Raw genomic sequence first — 19372 nt, forward strand, 5'->3', positions numbered from 1 at the left:
GTAGAGAAGAAGAAGATATTTTAGAATTGATATTTCATGTCAATTGCATATTTAACCAACTCATTACCATTTTTTAAATTCAATTTGCGAATCATGTTTTTGCGATGAGTATCTACAGTGGTTTTGGCAATAAATAAAGTTTCAGCTATCTCTTTTGAAGTTTTTCCATTAGCGATTAAACTTAATATTTCCTTTTCTCTGTTAGATAACACAACCTTATCAGATTTCCCGATGGTGACTTTTTTGTCGATATAATCATTCATAAAATTGAAAGCAACATTAGGATCGAAGAAAGTGTCTCCTTCTGCAACTGTAACAATTGCTTTTGATAGCATTTTTATTCCAGAGTTCTTTAATAAATAACCCGATGCACCTGCATCTAACATTTGTTTAATTGCATCAGGTTGATCAAACATAGTTAAAGCTAATACTCTAATGTGTGGAAGTTTAGTTTTGATAAGTTTAGTTGCTTCAATTCCATCCATTTTTGGCATGCGGATGTCTGTAATAACCAATTTGGGTTGTTTTAGTAATACGAGTTTTACAAGATCCTCTCCATTATTAACTGTTCCAATAATATTTACATTCTCATCATATTCGAAGAAAGATTTTACACCATCAATAAGCATTTGATGATCTTCAGCCATAGCTATTGTTATCATAATTATGTAGTCTTTTTATCAAAAATAGAAAATTGCAGCTCACGTTTTCTACTTATTGATAGGTATTATATCGGAATGTTCAGAATAATAGAAGTGCCTCGATTCAGAGCAGAATCAATTTGAAATGTACCATTACAATGTTCTATTCTTTTTTTAATAGAACCTAATCCCATTCCGTTTTTAAAGTCAATTTCACTTTCTTTAAACCCTTTACCATTATCTTCTATAATAATATTTAAATTTTCATCAAAAAGAGACAAATTGATAGTTGCTTCAGATGCTTCTGCGTGTTTTATAACATTAGTTATCAATTCTTGAATTATTCTAAAAACCATTATTTCAGTATTAGTATCTAGTTTTTTTTCCAAACCAAAATCTACAATTTCAATCTTTAGTTTGTTTGCTGAAGATACTTTTTCCGTCATGTGTTTTACCGCGACTAATAATCCTTCATTAGCTATAACTCCTGCATTTTTAGCATGAGCAATGTTTCTAACTTTTAAATAGGTTTCATCAATTAACTTTTCGGTTTTATTATATAAATCTTCTTGATTAAAATGTTTTTTTTCTCTATTCAGTTTTAAGTTTTCAAAATGTAGCTTTAAGGTAGCTAAAACGCTACCAATATTATCATGTAAATCTTCTGCAATTCGAATTCGTTCTTTTTCCTGACCTTCAACCATGGCATTAATCGTGGTTATTTCTTGTTCCTTTAAAAGCGTTAAATTCTTTTGCTTTTCTAATTCCTTTTGTTTTTCGGCTAACAGTTGTTTTTTTCTTGAGTTTTTAATGTTTAGATAAGCAATTAAAGTACCTAATAAAAGAAATACCAGTGTAATGTATAGAAAGTTTTGAGTTTGTTTTTTTTCTAATTCGGTTTCCTTTCTTTCTTGTTCACTTACTAAATTTTGTTGTTTTAATTCAAGGTTTTCTTTTTCTTTTTCTAAAGTTTTTATTTGAACTTTTGTTTTGGATATTATTGTGTTATGTTGAAGAAATTTATATTGATAACCCAAAAAACGAACTTTTCTAGCGTAATAATATGCAGAATCGTATTGTTTCAGTTTAGCGTGCAAATCAGCTAAAAATGCTTTCTGATTATATAAATATCTCAGCGAATCATTAATGTTAATATATTTTGAAGATTGATGAAGATAATTAACTCCTTTTTGATAATTTCCATTTAAAGATGCAACTCTAGCTAAATTAAGTAGAGCTTTAAACTTGGTCACGAGGAAGTAATTTGAGTTGTCAATATATTTTAAGCTATTCTTATAGAATTTCTTGGCATAATTAGGATTGTCTCTTATGAAATAATTTCCCTTATCCATAAAATATATTGACTTTAACTTATAACTTGGTTCATTTTGAAATATGGAATCATAGGATTTAAAAATCACATCATATTTTGATTTTAATTTTGTTTTTTTCTCATTATATAATGTTGTTTGACCCAATAAATTAAATGAGAAGGAATAATAGTGTAACCAATCATTTACATTTCTACAATAACTTTTATATAAATTTAAATATTCGAGATAATCATTATCGTTTTGTAGTGAAGAACGAGAATAAAAAGTAAGTAAAGATTTTAAACAAAAATTAATCAAGAGCTGATAATCAGTTTTTCTTGCTTCGGTATAAGCGGTAAGAAAATACTGATAGCTGTTAGTACGTTCACTATTATATAACAAGTCGTGGTATCCGAAAATTAAATTAATAATGGAATTGTCAAAGTTATTTCTTGTTAGTTCTAATTCAGGGCGTGTAACTATTATTTCTCCATTATTAGATACCAAATAATTTAAAAGTAGTAAATTCTTTATTCTAGATGTTGATTCTTCCAATAAACCTTTATTCGAGGGATTATTTTCAAAATTTAAGGTGTTAATATTTCTGAAAAAAGAATCGAATAAACTAAAATCTTCAGAGTTTGCTTTAACCGGCAAACTCTGAAGAATAAATATTATTAACAGTAAAATTCTATATTTCACGAGTAACTCTTAAATTAGAGGTAAAGCAATGATCTCCAGTTGCTTTGTTTGAAAAGTCAACTTGGTCATTTATCCAGTGGTCCATTGAAAGGTATAAACCAATTGGAGGAATATGATTATCGTCGTTGTATCTATCATCTTCCGTCTTACCATCTCTGTAAGAAAATTCCTCATCAAAAATATTATCCATTTTATTTTGATTTTTAACTAAACCTCTAAATACTCTTACACCATGAATGTTGTCAACGTTTATCTCTTCATTTTCAATTATGTTTGTTGTGGTAATATTAGTTTTGGTGTTCTTTTCGAATCCAATCAGAGGTATTTCAATAAATAAAATGTTATTTCCCAAATTATCAGTAGTAGTTGAAACACGAATCTGATTATGATTGTTATGATTTACAAAGCCTAAATTACAAGTCCCTTTATAGTTAAGTAATTCAAGTTCAACATAACTCAATATACTGCTGTTTTCTTTCAAATGAAATTTTCCATAAACACAGTAAAAAGTACCGTAATTTTGACTGGCAATTAAGAATTGATGCCTACTGCTATCCTTTAAATTAATACTAGTAGTTAAATTTGACATAATATAAATTTTAAATTTGGTTAAAGGTATATCTTGAATTATCCAATATGTCTACCTATAAATAGGTAATTTAATCTCCTTAAATATAGGGAGATAAATTTAATGTAAAGTAAAAATGGTAAGAAGTATACCTAAAAGGATAGCCGTAAACTTTTGAAAATTGAATTTATGGTTTTCGGAACTTTCAAAAAGTATAATAGTGGAGATATGTAGAAATACTCCAATAATTAATGCTGTAATTTCTTGATGATAATGTTGTAACCAATCTAAATTTTCACCTAAAAAGTACCCTGCAGGACTCATTAAACTAAATAAGAAAAGAAAAGAGAAGGTCCTTATTTTAGAGATTCCTGAATGTAGAAAGAATGTGGTTAAAATAATGGCAATTGGTATTTTATGTACAACAATTGCCCATAATAAATTATCATTAGCGTTATGAATAGGTAACCCTTCAGAAAAAGCATGTAAGGATAAACTTGTAAATAATAGCCAAGGAAATGTATTTGAGTTGGAATGCAAATGAACATGACCATGTTCAGCACCTTTAGAAAATGATTCTAAAATGGATTGAAATAAAATTCCTACTAATATTAATATACCTAAAGTGTGTAAATCATGTTCGTCATGACTATGGCCATAAACTTCAGGTAATAAATGTAAAACCGTAACAGATAATAAATATGCACCACTAAAGGCTAATAGTAGCCTAGTGTAAAGTTTATTAGGTTTCTTGTATAATACAAATGCTCCACCTAATAAAACAGCTCCAATTAAGAGTAAGTAACTCATTTAGCAATTAATATTAATCGACTTGAATTTTCCTCGTCAAATTCATTTAAATTATAATCTCCAAAAGTATTTATAATTGTTAAACCTGCATTATGAAAATAGGATTTCATTTTGTCTAAATCTAAAAATTTAACTTTTTCTGTGTATGAATGTTGCTTTTCATCAGCAAAAAAAGAAATATGCTTTAAAATGAATCCGTCTTTAATTTCTCTCTTAATAGTAAAGGTTATACCGTCAATTTCCTTTACTTCACTAGTAACTAGGTTATTTTTAATTTTCTGAACATTTAAAAAGTCTAGGACTAAAACTCCTGAACTCTTAAGTCCAGCTTTCATCCCTTCTAAAACTTTTAAATCTTCTATATCATCATCAAAATAACCAAAGCTTGTAAATAAGTTAAAAACAGCATCATACTTATTTTCTAAAGATTTACGCATATCCCAAACCTCAAAATGTAAGTTCTCATTTTCAAATTGTTTAGCGTAATCAATACTGTTTTTACTTAAATCACCACCTGTAACTTTGTAACCTAAAGAATTTAAATAAATAGAATGTCTTCCTTTACCACATGGTAAATCAGCTATATGAGAGTCTTTAGGAAGTTCTAAATAATTTGTGATATTTTGCATAAATAATTGTGCATCATTATCATCTCTGTGCTTGTAAAGTATATGATAGTATGGTGTGTCAAACCAGGAAGTAAACCAATCTTTTGTCTTCATAAGGATAAGTTGGACGCAAAAGTAATGAAAACTTACAGTTTTAAATGTATTTTTGTAGCCTTAAATAGTCTAGATGGATAAAGATTTTAAAATGGTAGCTACTACCATTTCCGGATTAGAAGGAGTTTTAGCTGAAGAGCTTAAAAAATTAGGAGCAAGAGATGTTAATGAAGCAATCCGAAGTGTATATTTTAGAGGAGATAAAGGTTTTATGTATAAAGCAAATATTGCTTTAAGAACTGCTATTCGAATTTTAAAACCTATTAAAAGAAGTAAAGTTTTTGATGAAGAGGATTTATATGAAGCAATTCAACGCGTAAAATGGGACAGAATTTTAGATGTTGAAGGAACTTTTGCAGTTGATGCTGTAGTTTATTCTAGAAACTTTACATCGAATTCACATTATATCTCTTTAAAGTCAAAAGATGCAATTGCGGATTACTTTATGTTTAAGTATAAGAAGCGTCCGAATGTAGATTTAAAGGATCCTGATATTAAAATTCATATTCATATCCATAAAGAATGGCTTACTATTTCATTAGATAGTTCAGGAAATTCTTTACATAAAAGAGGATATAGAAGTGCAACCAATATAGCACCGATAAATGAAGTTTTAGCTGCTGGTTTAGTTTTATTATCTGGATATAGAGGAGAGGAGAACTTTATAGACCCAATGTGTGGTTCTGGAACTTTATTGATAGAAGCAGCAATGATCGCCAATAATATTCCGGCAAATATTAATAGAAAGCATTTTGCTTTTGAAAACTGGAAAGATTATGATGAAGATCTGTATTTCGTAATCCAGGATTCGTTGCTTAAGAAAATTAGAAATTCTCATTTCAAAATAATGGGATTTGATAAAGCTCCTTCTGCAGTTAAAAAGGCTAGACAGAATATTATTAATGCCAACTTAGAAGAGTTTATAGGTGTGCACCACGTAAATTTCTTTAATTCGAAAAAAGAAGTATTTGGAAAAACAACAATATTGTTTAATCCACCTTATGGAGAGCGTTTAAATATTAATGTTGAAGATTTTTACAGAAGTATTGGTGATACATTGAAACATGGATATCCAAATTCTACAGCATGGTTAATTACATCTGATATTTCAGCGTTAAAACATGTTGGATTAAGAACTTCCAAAAGAATACCAATCAAAAACGCAGATTTAGATTGTCGTTTCGTTAAATACGAATTATACGAAGGAAGTAAAAAACAAAAAAAAGAAGTGCCTAATTAAGCACTTCTTTTTTTTCTAATTCAAACTATCTATTTGCTTATCTGCTTTTTAATAAATATTTATTAAAGCTTTTTCCGTTGATTTTTGTGTATTTTGAATCAATATCATAACCAACTTCCATATTTTTTATATCAAATTTACCATCAACTTCAGTGTATTTGATATTTAAATCTTCTTCAAATTTTACATTATTAAAAGAAACTCCGTTTTTAAATTTTGTGTACTTGAAAATAGCCGTTTCCTTGAATACTGAATTAGCAAAGCTTACGAATCTTCTGAAGTCTGCATATTTAAACGTTGCAGGTTCATCAAATAAAGTGTTCTCAAAAGTGATGTTTCTTGAAAATTCAGCATATTTAAACGTACTATCTTCTAAGAATTTAGTTCCACTAAAGTCTGCATTTTCATCAAAGTCAGAGTATTTAAACATTGCTTTTCTTTCGAATGTACAATCTCTAAAAGTAACATCGTTTTCAAAGTTTGCAATAAAAGTGTATCCACTGTCTTCATGAGGAATGTATGCTAAGACATCATCTTTAAATTTACAGTTAACAAAAGAAATTTTTCCGGAAATGTCTTTTTCAACGGTATTTGATCCTCCGCTATTCCACCATCTTCGTCTTTTTGGTAAAGAAGGTAAAGCATCATCCATATAAGTAAGGTCTAAAACACCTTCTATTGTTGCGTTACTAATTGTTACGTCCTTTCCGTTTTTTATATCATTTAAAATATCTGAAGCGTCTACTGTTTTTTGAGAGAAAAGTACAGTAGCAAAGAATAAGGTTACTATTGTAGTTATGTATTTCATGATGTTAAATTTAATTCGTTTTTATTATAAAGACACACCAACTTTTGAAATGTTACACAAAAAAAAAACACTCGATAAAAATCGAGCGTTTTATATAATGTTCTTAAACTAAGTCTTAGTTTACAGAATCGCTTAACCCAGCACCAGCTTTAAACTTAACAACGTTCTTAGCAGCGATTTGGATTTCTTTACCAGTTTGAGGGTTTCTTCCTGTTCTAGCAGCTCTTTTAGAAACTGACCAAGTTCCCCATCCAACTAAAGCAACCTTATCACCTTTCTTTAAAGCTCCAGTTACGTTGTTTGTTAAAGAATCTAAAGCAGCTTTAGCAGCAGCTTTTGAAATTCCTGCGTCAGCAGCCATCGCGTCGATTAAATCAGACTTGTTCATAATTTATAGATTTTTAAAATTAATTAATGTTTTTTGCATTAATGCTTAACAAATATAGATTTAATGCGGTATTGCGCAAGTTTAGGGGGGTAAAAACCAAGGATTTGTTAATAAGTTGTATCAATTTGTTAATAACCCCAATAAAAAAGAGGTTGAAATCACCTATCCCACGTGAATAGTGGGCTACAGCATGATGGCATCTTTCTCAAAGGTATATCCATTTAATAAACTAGGAATATCTAACATTTTTTTACCAGATAATTTAATCTCATTTATAATTAAATATCCATCCTTAACAGCAACTTTGAGTTCCTTTTTGGTGGTAACAATTGTTCCTGCTTTTAAATTATGATCAGAAAGCTCTTTATCAACACCATAAATTTTTGCTGAAATTTCATTTTCACCATTCTTTATATTCGTCCAAGCGGCAGGATATGGATTTAACCCTCTAATATGATTATATATTTCAGAAACAGATTTAGTCCAATCTACTTTGCAATTATGCGGGAATAATTTTGGTGCAGCTTTTTCCTCTAATTCTGGTTGCTTTGTTGTTTTAACTTCACCTGAAGAAATAAGATCAACTGTTTTCGTAACTAAATCAGCACCTAAATACATTAATCGATCGTGTAATTCACCTACAATTTCATCTTCTTTAATTTCAATCTCACTTTTTAAAATAATTTCTCCAGTATCTATTTTATCATCAATAAAGAAAGTAGTTACTCCGGTTTTTGTTTCACCATTTATAATAGCCCAATTGATTGGCGCAGCTCCTCTATACTCAGGTAGGAGAGAGGCGTGTAAATTAAATGTACCTTCTTTTGGCATTTTCCAAACAACCGTTGGTAACATTCTAAACGCAACAACAATTTGCAAGTCTACATTCAAATCTTTCAATTCCGCCAAGAAATCTTCACTTTTTAAGTTCGTCGGTTGTAGTATTGGTAAATCTTGTGTTAACGCATATTTCTTAACTGCAGATTGATTTAACTTTCTTCCTCTTCCAGCTGGTTTATCAGGAGCTGTTATAACACCTACAACATTATATTTATCTTCAATAAGTTTCTTTAAAATGGTTACTGCAAAATCTGGAGTTCCCATAAAAACAATTCGTAAGTCTTTCATCTATTTTATAAAGTAAGTATTTGAGTTTGTAATTCCTATTATTTCTTCAGCCAATAGTTTTCGCAAATGTATTAAAATATCCTGCTCAGGATAAGAAAGTTCATGCTGTAGTTCTTTTAAAGATATATTCTCTTTTTTACTAATAATTTTAAGTAGCAATGGAGATAAATTATCCTTTGTTCTAATTCGATTTTTACAAACATCACACTTTCCACAATTGGTATTTGATATTTGTCCAAAGTAATTTAAAACCTGAATATTTCGACAGATAGTATCATTTTCAATATAGTTTATAATGTTTTCAAGTTTCTTGTATTTGTACTTTAAAAACTTTGATATCTCTTTACTATACCTATTAATTGCTTTGTTGTCTTCTCTTGGTAATAAAAATGTTATTTCACTATCGGAGTCAGATTTATGATAATCAAGAATTTCTTCCGACTCGAGCTTTTTTAATAACTCTATTACCTTAAAAGAAGTAATCCCTAGTTTTTTAGCTATTGAAAATTCATTAATCTTTACTTCAGCTTCAAATAATCCTGTATACATTCGAAGAATAGTATCTAATAATTTAGATTTTAGATTTTGATTTTCCTTATAACTAATTAATTGATTAGAACTAACCTTAAATTGAACGGTGGAAGTCTTTTGTTTTCCTTGTTGAAAATCTAGAATGCCATAATTGTTCAATAATTGTAATGCATTGAAAGTTTTACTTGGTGAAAAACCATATTTATTACAAAATTGTAAAATATTAAAGCTATAATTTTCATCTGTTATTTCGCCTAAAGCAATTTGAAAATGCTGATATAGCTTTTTATGAATTTCTTTTATTTCTAATATTGACGGTTGAGATTGTGCGAAAATACTTTTGGCATTTTCTATATCTGAAGGATTAGTTAATAATATAGCAAAAGCCTTTTCTTTATCTCTTCCAGCTCTTCCTGCTTCTTGAACATAATTTTCTACGGAAGAAGGTATATTATAATGTATAACTGTTTTTACATTTCCTTTATCTATTCCCATTCCAAAGGCATTTGTAGCCACCATTATGGGTGTTTGTTCTGTCATCCAATTTTCAAAAGCTTCATTTTTTTCTGTTAAAGATAAACCACCATGATAATAGCTGCTTTTAAAACCGTTGTAATTTAAATAATTGGAAAGTTCTTTCGTCTTTTTTCTAGAGTTAACATAAATAATACTCGGGTTATTATATTTCCCGAAAATTTGTTGAAGCTTTGAAAGTTTGTCATTAGTTTTAATGACGGTGTAAGAAAGATTATCGCGATTAAAAGATTGTTTTAAAATTTTTGGATTATCTAATTCTAAAATATCTTCAATATCCTTTAGTACCTTTTTAGTAGCGGTAGCTGTTAAAGCCGCAACATTAGTATCAGGAGCAATTTCTCTTAAAACATTTAGTTTGGTGTAGGAAGGCCTAAAATCATGTCCCCATTCAGAAATACAATGTGCTTCATCTATAACAAAAAAAGAAATTGTTAATTCTTTAAGTTTTTCTTGAATAAGTTTTGATTGTAATCTTTCAGGAGAAAGGTATAGGAATTTATATCTACCATATTTAATATTATCAAATAAGGTTACAATTTCATCAACTGAAGATCCAGAGGGAATATTAAGAGCTTTTATTCCCTTATTTTTTAAATTATTGACTTGATCTTCAATTAAAGCAATTAATGGAGAAATTACGATACAAACACCATCTACAAGCATAGCTGGTACTTGAAAAGAAATTGATTTTCCTCCACCAGTAGGTAATAAAGCAATGGTATCTTTCTTTTCTAGAATTGTATGTACAATTTCTTGTTGTTTAGCTCTAAAAGAAGAAAATCCCCAATAGGATTTTAATATTTCTAATGGATTTGACATTTACATGTGGCTCAATATAAAATTACAACGGTTCCTAACAGTATCAAAAGGTACATTTATAATTTCATAACCGAGCTCTGAATATGCTTCATTTAAAAATTTACTTATGGTCTCAGATTGCTCAAAAGTTTCGTAGCGTTCGTTGTCTGACCTGTAAATTTCTTTCCAAGGAAGAAATTGAAAAACTTTTGTGTATTTATATTTTTCACTTTTTTCTAAAAATACAGAAGGAAATTCTGTATCAAAATATCTCATATAGGCATGAATACTTGGAATTCCTCGATCGAAAAAAACTATTCTCTGATTAGAGTTTTCAGCATCAATAAATTGTTGTTCCCTTCCTTCTAATAGCTTGGTACTAAATAAAATAGGGTCTGTTAAGAATAATTGTTCTATTCCTTCTTCCTGTGCTTTCTTAGTCACTTCCCTTGAAATTTCAGGCATACATTTAAATCCCTGACGTTTTAAAAACCTTAACACAGAAGACTTCCCTGTACCTGGTCCACCAATAAAAACAATTTTTTCTTGCATGTGGCAAAAATAAAAGTTTCGTTAATTATATGTAATAAATAGTGTAATTTTGTTCTCCTGTAAATTTTTAGGATATATTTTTAGCTAAAAAAACAGTTAAATTAACAATCAAAAAGAATCACATGTCGGACAGAGATGCTTTTTATATTAAATTAAAAACCAAATTAGAGGAAACAACTACGTTTCCTACAAAATACTTATATAAATTTATCGTTCCTTCTAATGGAGATCAAGTACAACAAGTAAAGGATCTTTTTGATAAGGGAGGAGCAGTTATCAATACAAAAAAATCGAGGACAGGAAAATATGTTAGTGTTTCTATTCACTTAAACATGAAAAGTGCAGATGAAATTATAGCATATTATAAGGAGGCTGAGAAAATCGAAGGAATCATATCATTGTAATTTTATGAAAAACAGCATCATCACATTTATTTCTTTGTTTTTAGTACTAGTTAGTTACGGTCAAAAAGACAAAGTATTACTTACTATTAATGAAGAACCAGTTTACGTTTCTGAGTTTAAAAGAGTTTATGAAAAAAATCTAGATCAGATTAACGATAGTGAAAAAGGTATCGATAAAAATTTAGATCTTTTTATTAACTACAAACTTAAGTTAATTGAGGCTTACAAGCTTAAATTAGATACTTCTAGAAACTACAAAAGCGAATATAGAAGTTATAAAAATCAGTTGATGACTCCTTATCTTCAAGATGAAGATTTTAAGAAGAGTCTTGTTCAACAAGCTTACAATAGAACAAAAGAAGAAGTAAGAGCAAGTCATATTCTTATTTCATATTCTAAAAAAACAGCAAAAAGAGACACAACTGAAATTTTAAATGTCTTAGATTCAATTCGAACAAGAATTGATAAAGGAGATGACTTTGGTGAGTTGGCAAAAGAATTTTCTGATGATCCTTCTGCTCAAATGAATGGAGGTGATTTGGGGTATTTTTCTGCATTTAGAATGGTATATCCTTTTGAAGAAGCTGCATACGCTACAGAAGTGGGTAAAGTTTCTAAACCATTTAAAACAAGATTTGGATATCACATATTAAAAGTTACAGATAAGAGAAACTCAAAAGGAGCTTATGAAGTAGCACATATTTTAGCCAGAGATAAAAGTATCATAGGAAAGGTGAAAATTGATTCTTTGTATAAGAAAATTCAAAACGGAGAGTCATTTGGAGACATAGCTAAAAAATATTCAGAAGATAAAGGGTCTGCAACTAATGGAGGTGTTTTACCAAGATTTTCTTCAGGAAGAATGGTACCTTCTTTTGAAAATGAGGTTTTCAATTTAACTAAGGAAGGAGAAGTAAGTAAGCCTTTTAAAACTAGATATGGTTGGCATATTGTAAAGTTGATTAAAAATTATCCAATAAAATCTTTTCAAGAACTGAAACCAGAATTAGAGGCTAGAATTAGAACAAGTAACAGAGGTAAACTATCTCTTCAGAAATTAGTTTCAGATTTAAAATTAAAGTATAAAATCGTTAAAAACACTGATTTATTGAATCGTGTAATTAAAGATAGAGACTTTGAATTTCCAGAATCAGATGAAAATACTGCTATTATAACAGTTGAAAAACAAGGAGCTACATTAAAAGAATTTTTGGATTACATTAAGAATAAGAAGTATTTAAGTGTAGAAAACCTTTGGAGTAAGTTCGAGGATGAAAAAGTTCTGAATTATTACAAAGAAGACTTAGTTAATTTGTATCCTGAATACAAGAATACACTTCAAGAATACAAGGATGGATTGTTGTTATTTGATTTAATGAAATCTAAAATTTGGGACGCTTCTCAAAATGACGATGAAGGATTAACGAATTATTTTGAAAATAATAAAAAGAATTATAGCTCAGAAGATATTTCAAAAGTAAAAGGGGAGGTAATTAATGATTACCAGAAGTATCTTGAAGAGCAGTGGTTAGCTACTTTAAAGAAGGAAAATAAAATTAAAATTAATAAGAAAGTTTTAAAGAAGCTTAAAAAGCGTTACAACCAATAAATTAAAGTGAAAAAATTAGTTCTACTTTTTTCAGTACTCCTTTCTGTGAGTTCTTGTGACAAGATAAAGTCGTTTGATATATTCACAAAAAAAGAGGAGAAGAAAGAGCCTGTAGTAGCTTCTGTCGGGGAAACAAATTTGTATTTATCTGAGTTAGAAAGTGTCATTCCAAAAGGCATTTCAGATAATGATAGTATTGTTTTAGCGAAAAGTTATATCAATACATGGGCTAAACAGCAATTGTTGTTGCAACGAGCTGAAGAAAATATATCTGAAGTAAATAGTAATAAAATTGACGAACTGATTAAAGCTTATCGTCAAAGTTTATATATAAATGGTTACAAGGAAACTTTAATCAAACAACAACTTGACACAATTATAAGTGAAGCTTCAATAGAGGATTATTACCAAAAAAATAAGGACAATTTCAAGCTCAATGAAGAGTTACTTCAAATTAAGTATGTATACTTTGGTAATGATTTCTTAGATAAGGACGAAGCTATTGAAAAGTTTAAGTCTACAGAAGAAGAAGATTTAGAAGATCTTGAATCTTTAACAATTAACTTTAAAGATTATCAATTAAGAGATTCTACTTGGATCACATATGATAAACTACTTCAAAAAATTCCTCCATTTCGATACGAAACGAAAGAAAAATTGTTAAAAATATCAAAATTCATTAAGAAGGAAGATAGTTTAGGAGTATATTTGGTGGCTGTGAACAATGTGCTAATGAGAAACGACATTGCTCCACTAAGTTATATTGAGAATAATATTAAACAATTAATCTTACACAATCGTAAGATAGAATTAGTTAGAGATATAGAAAAAACGTTGATTAATGATGCAATTAAGAATAATGAATTTAAAGAGTATTAGTCTTTCACTTTTTGTAATGTGTGCAAGTTTAAATGTTTTTGCACAAAAGGTAAAAATAGATGGTGTAGCAGTTGTAGTTGGAAAGAATATTGTTTTAGATTCTGATATCGCTAAGTTTAAGCAAGAAGTTGAATTACGAAGTGAGGGAAAAGTGAAAATTTCTGACTGCGAAATGTTAGAAGAATTAATGCAACAAAAGCTTTTAGCGCATCATGCAGTTGTTGATAGTGTTACAGTTTCTAAATCAGAAATAGATTCTAGAGTAGATAGAAGTATTCAGTTTTTTACACAGGAATATGGTGATGTTGATGCTGTTGTTAAAGCTTATGGATTTAACGATTTAGAGGATTTAAAAAAGGAATTATCTCGTGTTCAAAAAGAAAATGCTTTAATTGAAAAAGAACAAGTAAAGGTAACAGAAGATGTCGATGTAACTCCAGAAGAAGTACGATTGTATTTTAATGGATTAGAAGCAAAAGGAGAATTACCTGAGTTTCCAGCTGAAGTTCAATTGGCTCAAATTGTTTTAAAAGCTGAACCTACAAAAGAAGAGGAGCAGAGAGTTATAGATAAGTTAACTGAAATTAGAAGACAAATAGTTGAAGATGGAGCAAGTTTTAAGTTAAAGGCAATTATTAATTCAGAGGAGCCAAGTGTTGGGCAAACCGGAGGTTTCTTAGGCGCTGTAACAAAAGATACTCCTTTTATCAAAGAATTTAAAGAAGTTGTTTTTACTCTTGATGAAGGCCAGATTTCGGAACCTTTTAAGACAGATTTCGGATATCATATCGTTTTATTACACAAGATTAAAGGTAAAGGAAGAGAAGTTTCTCATATTTTAATGAGACCAGAAGTGTCTGACAATAAGTTGAAAGAAACGAAAGAAGAATTAGAAAAAATCAGAAAAGATTTAGAAGAGAAGAAAATTACGTTTGAAGAAGCAGTTAAAAAATATTCAGAAGATAAAGAAACTAAGAATTTTGGAGGATTATATTTAAACCCATATACAGGTGAACCAACATGGGAGTTAACTAGAATGGATCCTGCGTTATATGGACGTGTTAATGAATTGCAAACAGGAGAATATTCTGAAGTTTTCTATGAGGAAACAAAAACACAAGAGAAGATGTATATGTTGATTTTGATGAAATCAAGAACTAACACTCATACTGCAGATTTAGTAAAAGATTATGTGAAAGTTCAACAGTTAGCATTAACGAAAAAGAAAGAGGAAACTATTGAAAAATGGTCTAAGGATAAAATATCAGAAACTTATATTAAGCTTGGAGATGACTATAAAAAGTGTACTTTTAAAGCTAATTGGAAAAAAGAAAACTAAAAACGTATGTCTGAAGTTGCAGCAGTAGATAATCTTGTTAAAAAGTACGCTCAGTTACAACAAGAAATAGGTAAGGTAATTATAGGGCAAAAAGAAGCTGTAAATTTCACTTTATTATCCATTTTTTGTGGAGGGCATTCGCTTTTAATTGGTGTTCCTGGTTTGGCAAAAACTTTATTAGTCAACACGATCTCTAACTCTTTAGGTTTAGGATTTAATAGAATCCAGTTTACTCCAGATTTAATGCCTTCAGATATTTTAGGAAGTGAGATTTTAGATGAAACTAGAAAATTTAATTTCATTAAAGGACCTATATTCTCTAATATTATTCTTGCGGATGAGATTAACAGAACTCCTCCTAAAACACAGGCTGCACTTTTAGAAGCAATGCAAGAGAGATCTGTAACCATTGCTGGAAATCAATACAATTTAGACCTGCCGTTTTTTGTTTTAGCAACTCAGAATCCAATTGAACAAGAAGGAACTTACCCTTTACCAGAAGCTCAATTAGATCGTTTTATGTTTTCTATCAATTTAGATTATCCATCTTTTGAGGAAGAAGTAGAAGTTGTAAAAAGTACAACATCTTTAAACGAACAGAAAGTAAATGCTTTGTTTAATGCAACTGAAATTGTTGAAATACAAAAGCTAATTCGTAAAATTCCAGTTGCGGATAATGTTATTGAATATGCGGTTTCATTAGTTGGTAAAACAAGACCAAATTCAGATTTGGCTACTGATTTAGTAAAAAGTTATATCGATTGGGGAGCTGGACCTAGAGCTTCACAAAATTTAATTTTAGCGGCCAAAGCCCATGCTGCTGTGAATGGAAAGTATTCTCCAGATATTGAAGATGTGCAGGCAATTGCAGTTCCTATTCTATCGCACAGGGTTGTGAAGAACTATAAAGCTGAAGCTGAAGGAATCACAATTAAAGAAATTATTACTTCTCTTTTCTAGAATTCTTATAATTTGAAATTTTATGATTATACTTATATCCTCTAGAGATATTAAGTATGAAAAATTATTTGGACACCTCAGATGATGAATTTGAATTAAATTTCATCAATTGTAGAGTAAATCCTGGAGATTTTACTCATGAAGCACATCTAAGACTTGCATGGATAAATATTGTGAAATATGGTGCTGAAAAAGGTCAGATTAATATACTTAACCAATTGAAAAATTTTGTTATTCATGTTGGTGCTAAAGATAAGTTTCATACAACTTTAACTGTTGCTTCTTTTAATGTGATAAATCATTTTATTCAAAAATCAACTAGCCATAGTTTTACCGATTTTATTGAAGAATTTCCTTTGTTGAAATTTGATTTTAAAAAGTTTATCTATGCACATTATTCACTAGAGTTGATTAATTCAGAACTGGCCAGAAGAAAATATGTATATCCAGATTTAATACCATTTGAGTAATTGAACAAACAAAAAAAACTCGAAACAATGCTGTTCCGAGTTTTAAGTTTTATAAATAGTGATAGATTATTTTTTCACAATTCTTTTTGTAAATGATCTTTGTCCATCGCTTACTTCTAAAATATATACACCAGTCTGTAAATTAGTAAGATCAATTCTTCTTTCAACAGAACCACTTTCTAACGTTTGACCGATATAGTTTACGATTCTATATGTCGCATCTCTATCGTCACGTAAATTAATGTTCACAAAATTTACTGCTGGATTTGGATAAACAGTAGCGTCAAAAATTGGTTCTTCATTTCCAAGCTCACCATCAATTTCAATAGCAGCTAAAGGATTGAATTCTATTCTAGCAGAACTTCCAATATTTACTGTATAATCTTCAACTTCACCGTAAGAGAAAGTCTCACAAGCTGTTGGAGCTCCATTCCATTTCATAGAAACTCTCATTCTTGTTGCTCCTACATTAGCAGAAGTTGGTACATTAAATGTGTATGATAAATTACCAGAACTAGAAGAAGATCCAGAAACAACTTCTTCGCTAGTTTCGAAAGTACCATTTTGATTAAAGTCAATCCAAACTTTCCAATTTTCTGTATAAGATGATCCAGTGAATCCTGCACTTACAACAATTGTATTGCTACCGTAAGATAAGTTACCAGTTTGACTTGTAAAGTTTCCGTATCCTCCATTAGCACTTGTACTGTTAGAAATTCCACCGATGGCAACATTATCGATATATTCATAGTTGACGTTGTTTCCTATTGAAGCACAATAAGAAACACTTGATGGTAAAGTGGTTACACTTACAGAATTACTAGAATTAGATACATTACCAGCAGCATCTAAAGCTCTTACTGTAAATGAATATGTTGTATTCGCTGTTAAACCAGATACATTATAACTTGTAGTTGTTACCGTAGCTAATTTAGTCGATCCTCTATAAACATCGTATCCTGTAACTCCAGTATTATCTGTTGATGAACTCCAAGCTAAACTAACAGATGTTTGAGTCGTGTTAGATGCAATTAATCCTGTTGGAGTAGAAGGTGCTTGTGTATCAGGAGTAGGTAATGTAGTTACATTTACTGAATTACTAGAATTTGAAACATTTCCTGCAGCATCAAAAGCTCTAACAGTAAATGAGTATGTAGTATTTGCAGATAAGCTAGTTGCATTATAACTTGTTGAAGTTACTGTTGCGATTTTAGTAGATCCTCTGTAAACATCATATCCTGTTACTGCTGTATTATCTGAAGAAGCACTCCAAGCTAAATTTACCGTAGTTTGAGTTGTATTTGAAGCAACTAAACTAGATGGAATTGTTGGAGCTTGCGTATCTGGAGTTGGTTCTGTTCCGCCATCTATAGAATGTGTTCCTAAACCAGATGAAGTATTACTTGCGAATGTATCCCATTCAGAAGTGGCATAAGTTGTGTTTGGAGAAGTAACCGAAGATTTTCTTCTTAATGTTACATCTTTTCCAAAGTTTGAAGTACTACTAGGAGTTCCGACAACGTCAATTAAAGAGCTGTTTTTGAATAGAGCTACGGCATCGTTTCCGTTAAAATTTGTAACTCCATTATTTGTGATGTTAGCAGCTTCAGTAATCGCTGTACTAGCACTTCCATGAGCAACAACATAGACTTGTCCATTTGCTAATTGTCCAGAAAGATTTAAAGTACTACTCCATGAATTATTTCCATTCGTAGTCTTTCTTAAAGAGTATGAAGATAAATCAACTGTTGATCCTGTAAAGTTTGCAATTTCAATCGCTTTATTATAAGATGATCCTTCAACATATTCCGAAATAATTAATTCAGTTGCAGTTCCAGAACCACTTCCACCTCCAGTAGTTGTGGTAACATTTGCTCCATTACTATTTCCTGAAGTATTAGCTGCAGCATCAAAAGCTCTTACATAAAATGTATATGTTGTACCTGCTGTTAATCCTGTAACATTATAAGAAGTAGATGTTGAAGTTCCTATTTGAGTTGATCCATTGTATATTGTATATCCAGTAACACCTACATTATCTGTTGAAGCAGACCAAGCTAAATCAACTGAAGTTGATGTAATATTAGATGCAATTAAAGCTGATGGGTTAGAAGGAGCTTGAGTATCACTCCCACCTGTGCTTCCGAATAGATCTTCAGCTTGTGGACCTCCCCAAATTTGAGTCGCTAAGGCTGGATTATCAATAAAAGGATTTCTATTTCCTTGCTCTGTTTCTAAAACAGGATTTCTTTGTTTTTCTAAATCAGAAACTGGATCTTCGGCATTCCATTGTAAGAATAAATCGATCATATTTGGATCGGTAACAACCGCATTTCCAACTCCAACATTAGTTGGTAACGTTTGATTTCCGTATCTCAAATACATATACATCATCATTCTTGCAACATCACCTTTCCATTCGTCACCAGGAAACCAATGTCCTTGTGCTGTAATGTAAGAAGGAGTTCCACTTCCAGCCGCAAATTTTCTATTGCTTCTAGAAGAGTTTCTCTGTGCATCGCATGGTCTCAAGTTATGAGCATCTGCACCAGGGCCAGAAGTTCCTAAATTTGGACTTGCAAGAGATTTTGAATACACATGTTCTCTGTTCCAAACACCAGATCCTCCACCATTATCGTCTCTTCCTCTTGTTCTATCATTTGTGATGTCAGAATCTGTGTCATTCCATCCATAAATTAATAGTACTCTAGAAGAGTTTGTTGGATCCAAATCTGTTTGTTTTAATGCATTCCAAACACCTGGAGTATAACTTAAAAAGTTAGTGTGTGTTGAAATGATTTTTGTAGCTAGTTCGTCTTTTAAAGCAGATCCGCTTAAGTTCAAATTTACATCGTTGTAGTACGACGGAATTTGAGCTTCTATTGATAGAGACACTATCAATAAAAGTAAGGGTAGTAATTTTTTCATTTATTTATTTATTAAAACCGAGCAAATTTCCCGATCCTATGTTAA

General features: G+C 30.2%; 18 protein-coding genes. 7 read left to right on the forward strand and 11 right to left on the reverse strand.

Features of this window, described 5'->3' with window-relative positions; genetic code table 11:
* Positions 1-20 precede the first annotated feature (20 nt).
* The 5 genes from ABNT61_RS01835 to ABNT61_RS01855 all read right to left on the reverse strand — a co-directional run bounded on the left by ABNT61_RS01835 (position 21) and on the right by ABNT61_RS01855 (position 4756).
* Positions 21-662 (reverse strand): response regulator transcription factor, encoded by a 642-nt coding sequence (locus ABNT61_RS01835; RefSeq protein WP_348744616.1) that lies wholly within the window; start codon positions 660-662, stop codon positions 21-23.
* Positions 663-727: 65 nt separating this feature from the next.
* Positions 728-2656 (reverse strand): sensor histidine kinase, encoded by a 1929-nt coding sequence (locus tag ABNT61_RS01840; RefSeq protein WP_348744617.1) that lies wholly within the window; start codon positions 2654-2656, stop codon positions 728-730.
* Positions 2646-3245 (reverse strand): hypothetical protein, encoded by a 600-nt coding sequence (locus tag ABNT61_RS01845; RefSeq protein ID WP_348744618.1) that lies wholly within the window; start codon positions 3243-3245, stop codon positions 2646-2648. Before ABNT61_RS01845 ends, ABNT61_RS01840 begins: the two co-directional genes overlap by 11 nt.
* 99 nt (positions 3246-3344) lie before the next feature.
* A complete protein-coding gene (locus ABNT61_RS01850) occupies positions 3345-4034 on the reverse strand; it encodes a ZIP family metal transporter (protein WP_348711676.1) in 690 nt (229 codons plus the stop codon).
* Positions 4031-4756, reverse strand: coding sequence for a class I SAM-dependent methyltransferase (locus ABNT61_RS01855; protein ID WP_348744619.1), 726 nt, complete (start codon positions 4754-4756; stop codon positions 4031-4033). The genes ABNT61_RS01850 and ABNT61_RS01855 overlap by 4 nt, the downstream gene beginning before the upstream one ends.
* A gap of 73 nt (positions 4757-4829) precedes the next feature.
* Between ABNT61_RS01855 and ABNT61_RS01860 the strand changes: the two genes are divergently transcribed.
* Positions 4830-5996, forward strand: a complete 1167-nt coding sequence (locus ABNT61_RS01860) for a THUMP domain-containing class I SAM-dependent RNA methyltransferase (protein WP_348725698.1) — start codon at positions 4830-4832, stop codon at positions 5994-5996.
* 37 nt (positions 5997-6033) lie between these two features.
* On the opposite strand, the gene ABNT61_RS01865 is transcribed toward ABNT61_RS01860, so the two are convergent.
* The 5 genes from ABNT61_RS01865 to ABNT61_RS01885 all read right to left on the reverse strand — a co-directional run bounded on the left by ABNT61_RS01865 (position 6034) and on the right by ABNT61_RS01885 (position 10738).
* A complete protein-coding gene (locus ABNT61_RS01865) occupies positions 6034-6804 on the reverse strand; it encodes a pentapeptide repeat-containing protein (protein ID WP_348741723.1) in 771 nt (256 codons plus the stop codon).
* Between the two features lie 115 nt (positions 6805-6919).
* A complete protein-coding gene (locus ABNT61_RS01870; protein ID WP_348711681.1) occupies positions 6920-7192 on the reverse strand; it encodes an HU family DNA-binding protein in 273 nt (90 codons plus the stop codon).
* A 183-nt stretch (positions 7193-7375) separates the two neighbouring features.
* A complete protein-coding gene (gene fmt, locus ABNT61_RS01875; protein ID WP_348744620.1) occupies positions 7376-8320 on the reverse strand; it encodes a methionyl-tRNA formyltransferase in 945 nt (314 codons plus the stop codon).
* Entirely contained in the window at positions 8321-10207 is a 1887-nt protein-coding gene (locus ABNT61_RS01880; protein ID WP_348744621.1) for an ATP-dependent DNA helicase RecQ, read from the reverse strand. It lies immediately after the preceding gene.
* On the reverse strand, positions 10208-10738 hold the full coding sequence (locus tag ABNT61_RS01885) for an ATP-binding protein (protein WP_348741726.1): 531 nt from the start codon (positions 10736-10738) through the stop codon (positions 10208-10210). It abuts the gene before it with no gap.
* Positions 10739-10860: 122 nt separating this feature from the next.
* Here ABNT61_RS01885 and ABNT61_RS01890 point away from each other — a divergent pair, with 122 nt between their 5' ends.
* The 6 genes from ABNT61_RS01890 to ABNT61_RS01915 are packed head-to-tail and all read left to right on the forward strand — an operon-like array spanning position 10861 to position 16399.
* Positions 10861-11142 (forward strand): DUF493 family protein, encoded by a 282-nt coding sequence (locus ABNT61_RS01890; protein ID WP_348744622.1) that lies wholly within the window; start codon positions 10861-10863, stop codon positions 11140-11142.
* Positions 11143-11146: 4 nt separating this feature from the next.
* A complete protein-coding gene (locus ABNT61_RS01895) occupies positions 11147-12751 on the forward strand; it encodes a peptidylprolyl isomerase (protein ID WP_348744623.1) in 1605 nt (534 codons plus the stop codon).
* 6 nt (positions 12752-12757) lie between these two features.
* Positions 12758-13630, forward strand: a complete 873-nt coding sequence (locus ABNT61_RS01900) for a hypothetical protein (protein ID WP_348744624.1) — start codon at positions 12758-12760, stop codon at positions 13628-13630.
* Positions 13596-14969 (forward strand): peptidylprolyl isomerase, encoded by a 1374-nt coding sequence (locus ABNT61_RS01905; RefSeq protein WP_348744625.1) that lies wholly within the window; start codon positions 13596-13598, stop codon positions 14967-14969. The genes ABNT61_RS01900 and ABNT61_RS01905 overlap by 35 nt, the downstream gene beginning before the upstream one ends.
* A 6-nt stretch (positions 14970-14975) precedes the next feature.
* The gene (locus tag ABNT61_RS01910; protein ID WP_348744626.1) at positions 14976-15929 is read left to right on the forward strand and encodes a MoxR family ATPase; all 954 of its coding nucleotides are present in this window, start codon (positions 14976-14978) and stop codon (positions 15927-15929) included.
* A 56-nt stretch (positions 15930-15985) separates the two neighbouring features.
* Positions 15986-16399 carry a hypothetical protein gene (locus ABNT61_RS01915; RefSeq protein WP_348744627.1) on the forward strand — a complete coding sequence of 138 codons (414 nt, stop codon included), beginning with the start codon at positions 15986-15988 and terminating at the stop codon, positions 16397-16399.
* Positions 16400-16465: 66 nt separating this feature from the next.
* On the opposite strand, the gene ABNT61_RS01920 is transcribed toward ABNT61_RS01915, so the two are convergent.
* Positions 16466-19327 carry an endonuclease gene (locus tag ABNT61_RS01920; protein ID WP_348744628.1) on the reverse strand — a complete coding sequence of 954 codons (2862 nt, stop codon included), beginning with the start codon at positions 19325-19327 and terminating at the stop codon, positions 16466-16468.
* Between the last annotated feature and the right edge of the window lie 45 nt (positions 19328-19372).

Origin of the sequence: Tenacibaculum sp. 190524A05c, from assembly GCF_964036595.1 — a bacterium.
Classification (GTDB): Bacteria; Bacteroidota; Bacteroidia; order Flavobacteriales; family Flavobacteriaceae; genus Polaribacter; species Polaribacter platacis.

Coding starts and splice junctions, on each gene's coding strand:
- ABNT61_RS01845 (WP_348744618.1), bottom strand. CDS start 3,245: ATGTCAAATTTAACTACTAGTATTAATTTAAAGGATAGCAGTAGGCAT.
- ABNT61_RS01910 (WP_348744626.1), top strand. CDS start 14,976: ATGTCTGAAGTTGCAGCAGTAGATAATCTTGTTAAAAAGTACGCTCAG.
- ABNT61_RS01895 (WP_348744623.1), top strand. CDS start 11,147: ATGAAAAACAGCATCATCACATTTATTTCTTTGTTTTTAGTACTAGTT.
- ABNT61_RS01870 (WP_348711681.1), bottom strand. CDS start 7,192: ATGAACAAGTCTGATTTAATCGACGCGATGGCTGCTGACGCAGGAATT.
- ABNT61_RS01920 (WP_348744628.1), bottom strand. CDS start 19,327: ATGAAAAAATTACTACCCTTACTTTTATTGATAGTGTCTCTATCAATA.
- ABNT61_RS01885 (WP_348741726.1), bottom strand. CDS start 10,738: ATGCAAGAAAAAATTGTTTTTATTGGTGGACCAGGTACAGGGAAGTCT.
- ABNT61_RS01865 (WP_348741723.1), bottom strand. CDS start 6,804: ATGAAATACATAACTACAATAGTAACCTTATTCTTTGCTACTGTACTT.
- fmt (WP_348744620.1), bottom strand. CDS start 8,320: ATGAAAGACTTACGAATTGTTTTTATGGGAACTCCAGATTTTGCAGTA.
- ABNT61_RS01890 (WP_348744622.1), top strand. CDS start 10,861: ATGTCGGACAGAGATGCTTTTTATATTAAATTAAAAACCAAATTAGAG.
- ABNT61_RS01905 (WP_348744625.1), top strand. CDS start 13,596: ATGCAATTAAGAATAATGAATTTAAAGAGTATTAGTCTTTCACTTTTT.
- ABNT61_RS01860 (WP_348725698.1), top strand. CDS start 4,830: ATGGATAAAGATTTTAAAATGGTAGCTACTACCATTTCCGGATTAGAA.
- ABNT61_RS01855 (WP_348744619.1), bottom strand. CDS start 4,756: ATGAAGACAAAAGATTGGTTTACTTCCTGGTTTGACACACCATACTAT.
- ABNT61_RS01915 (WP_348744627.1), top strand. CDS start 15,986: ATGAAAAATTATTTGGACACCTCAGATGATGAATTTGAATTAAATTTC.
- ABNT61_RS01850 (WP_348711676.1), bottom strand. CDS start 4,034: ATGAGTTACTTACTCTTAATTGGAGCTGTTTTATTAGGTGGAGCATTT.
- ABNT61_RS01880 (WP_348744621.1), bottom strand. CDS start 10,207: ATGTCAAATCCATTAGAAATATTAAAATCCTATTGGGGATTTTCTTCT.
- ABNT61_RS01835 (WP_348744616.1), bottom strand. CDS start 662: ATGATAACAATAGCTATGGCTGAAGATCATCAAATGCTTATTGATGGT.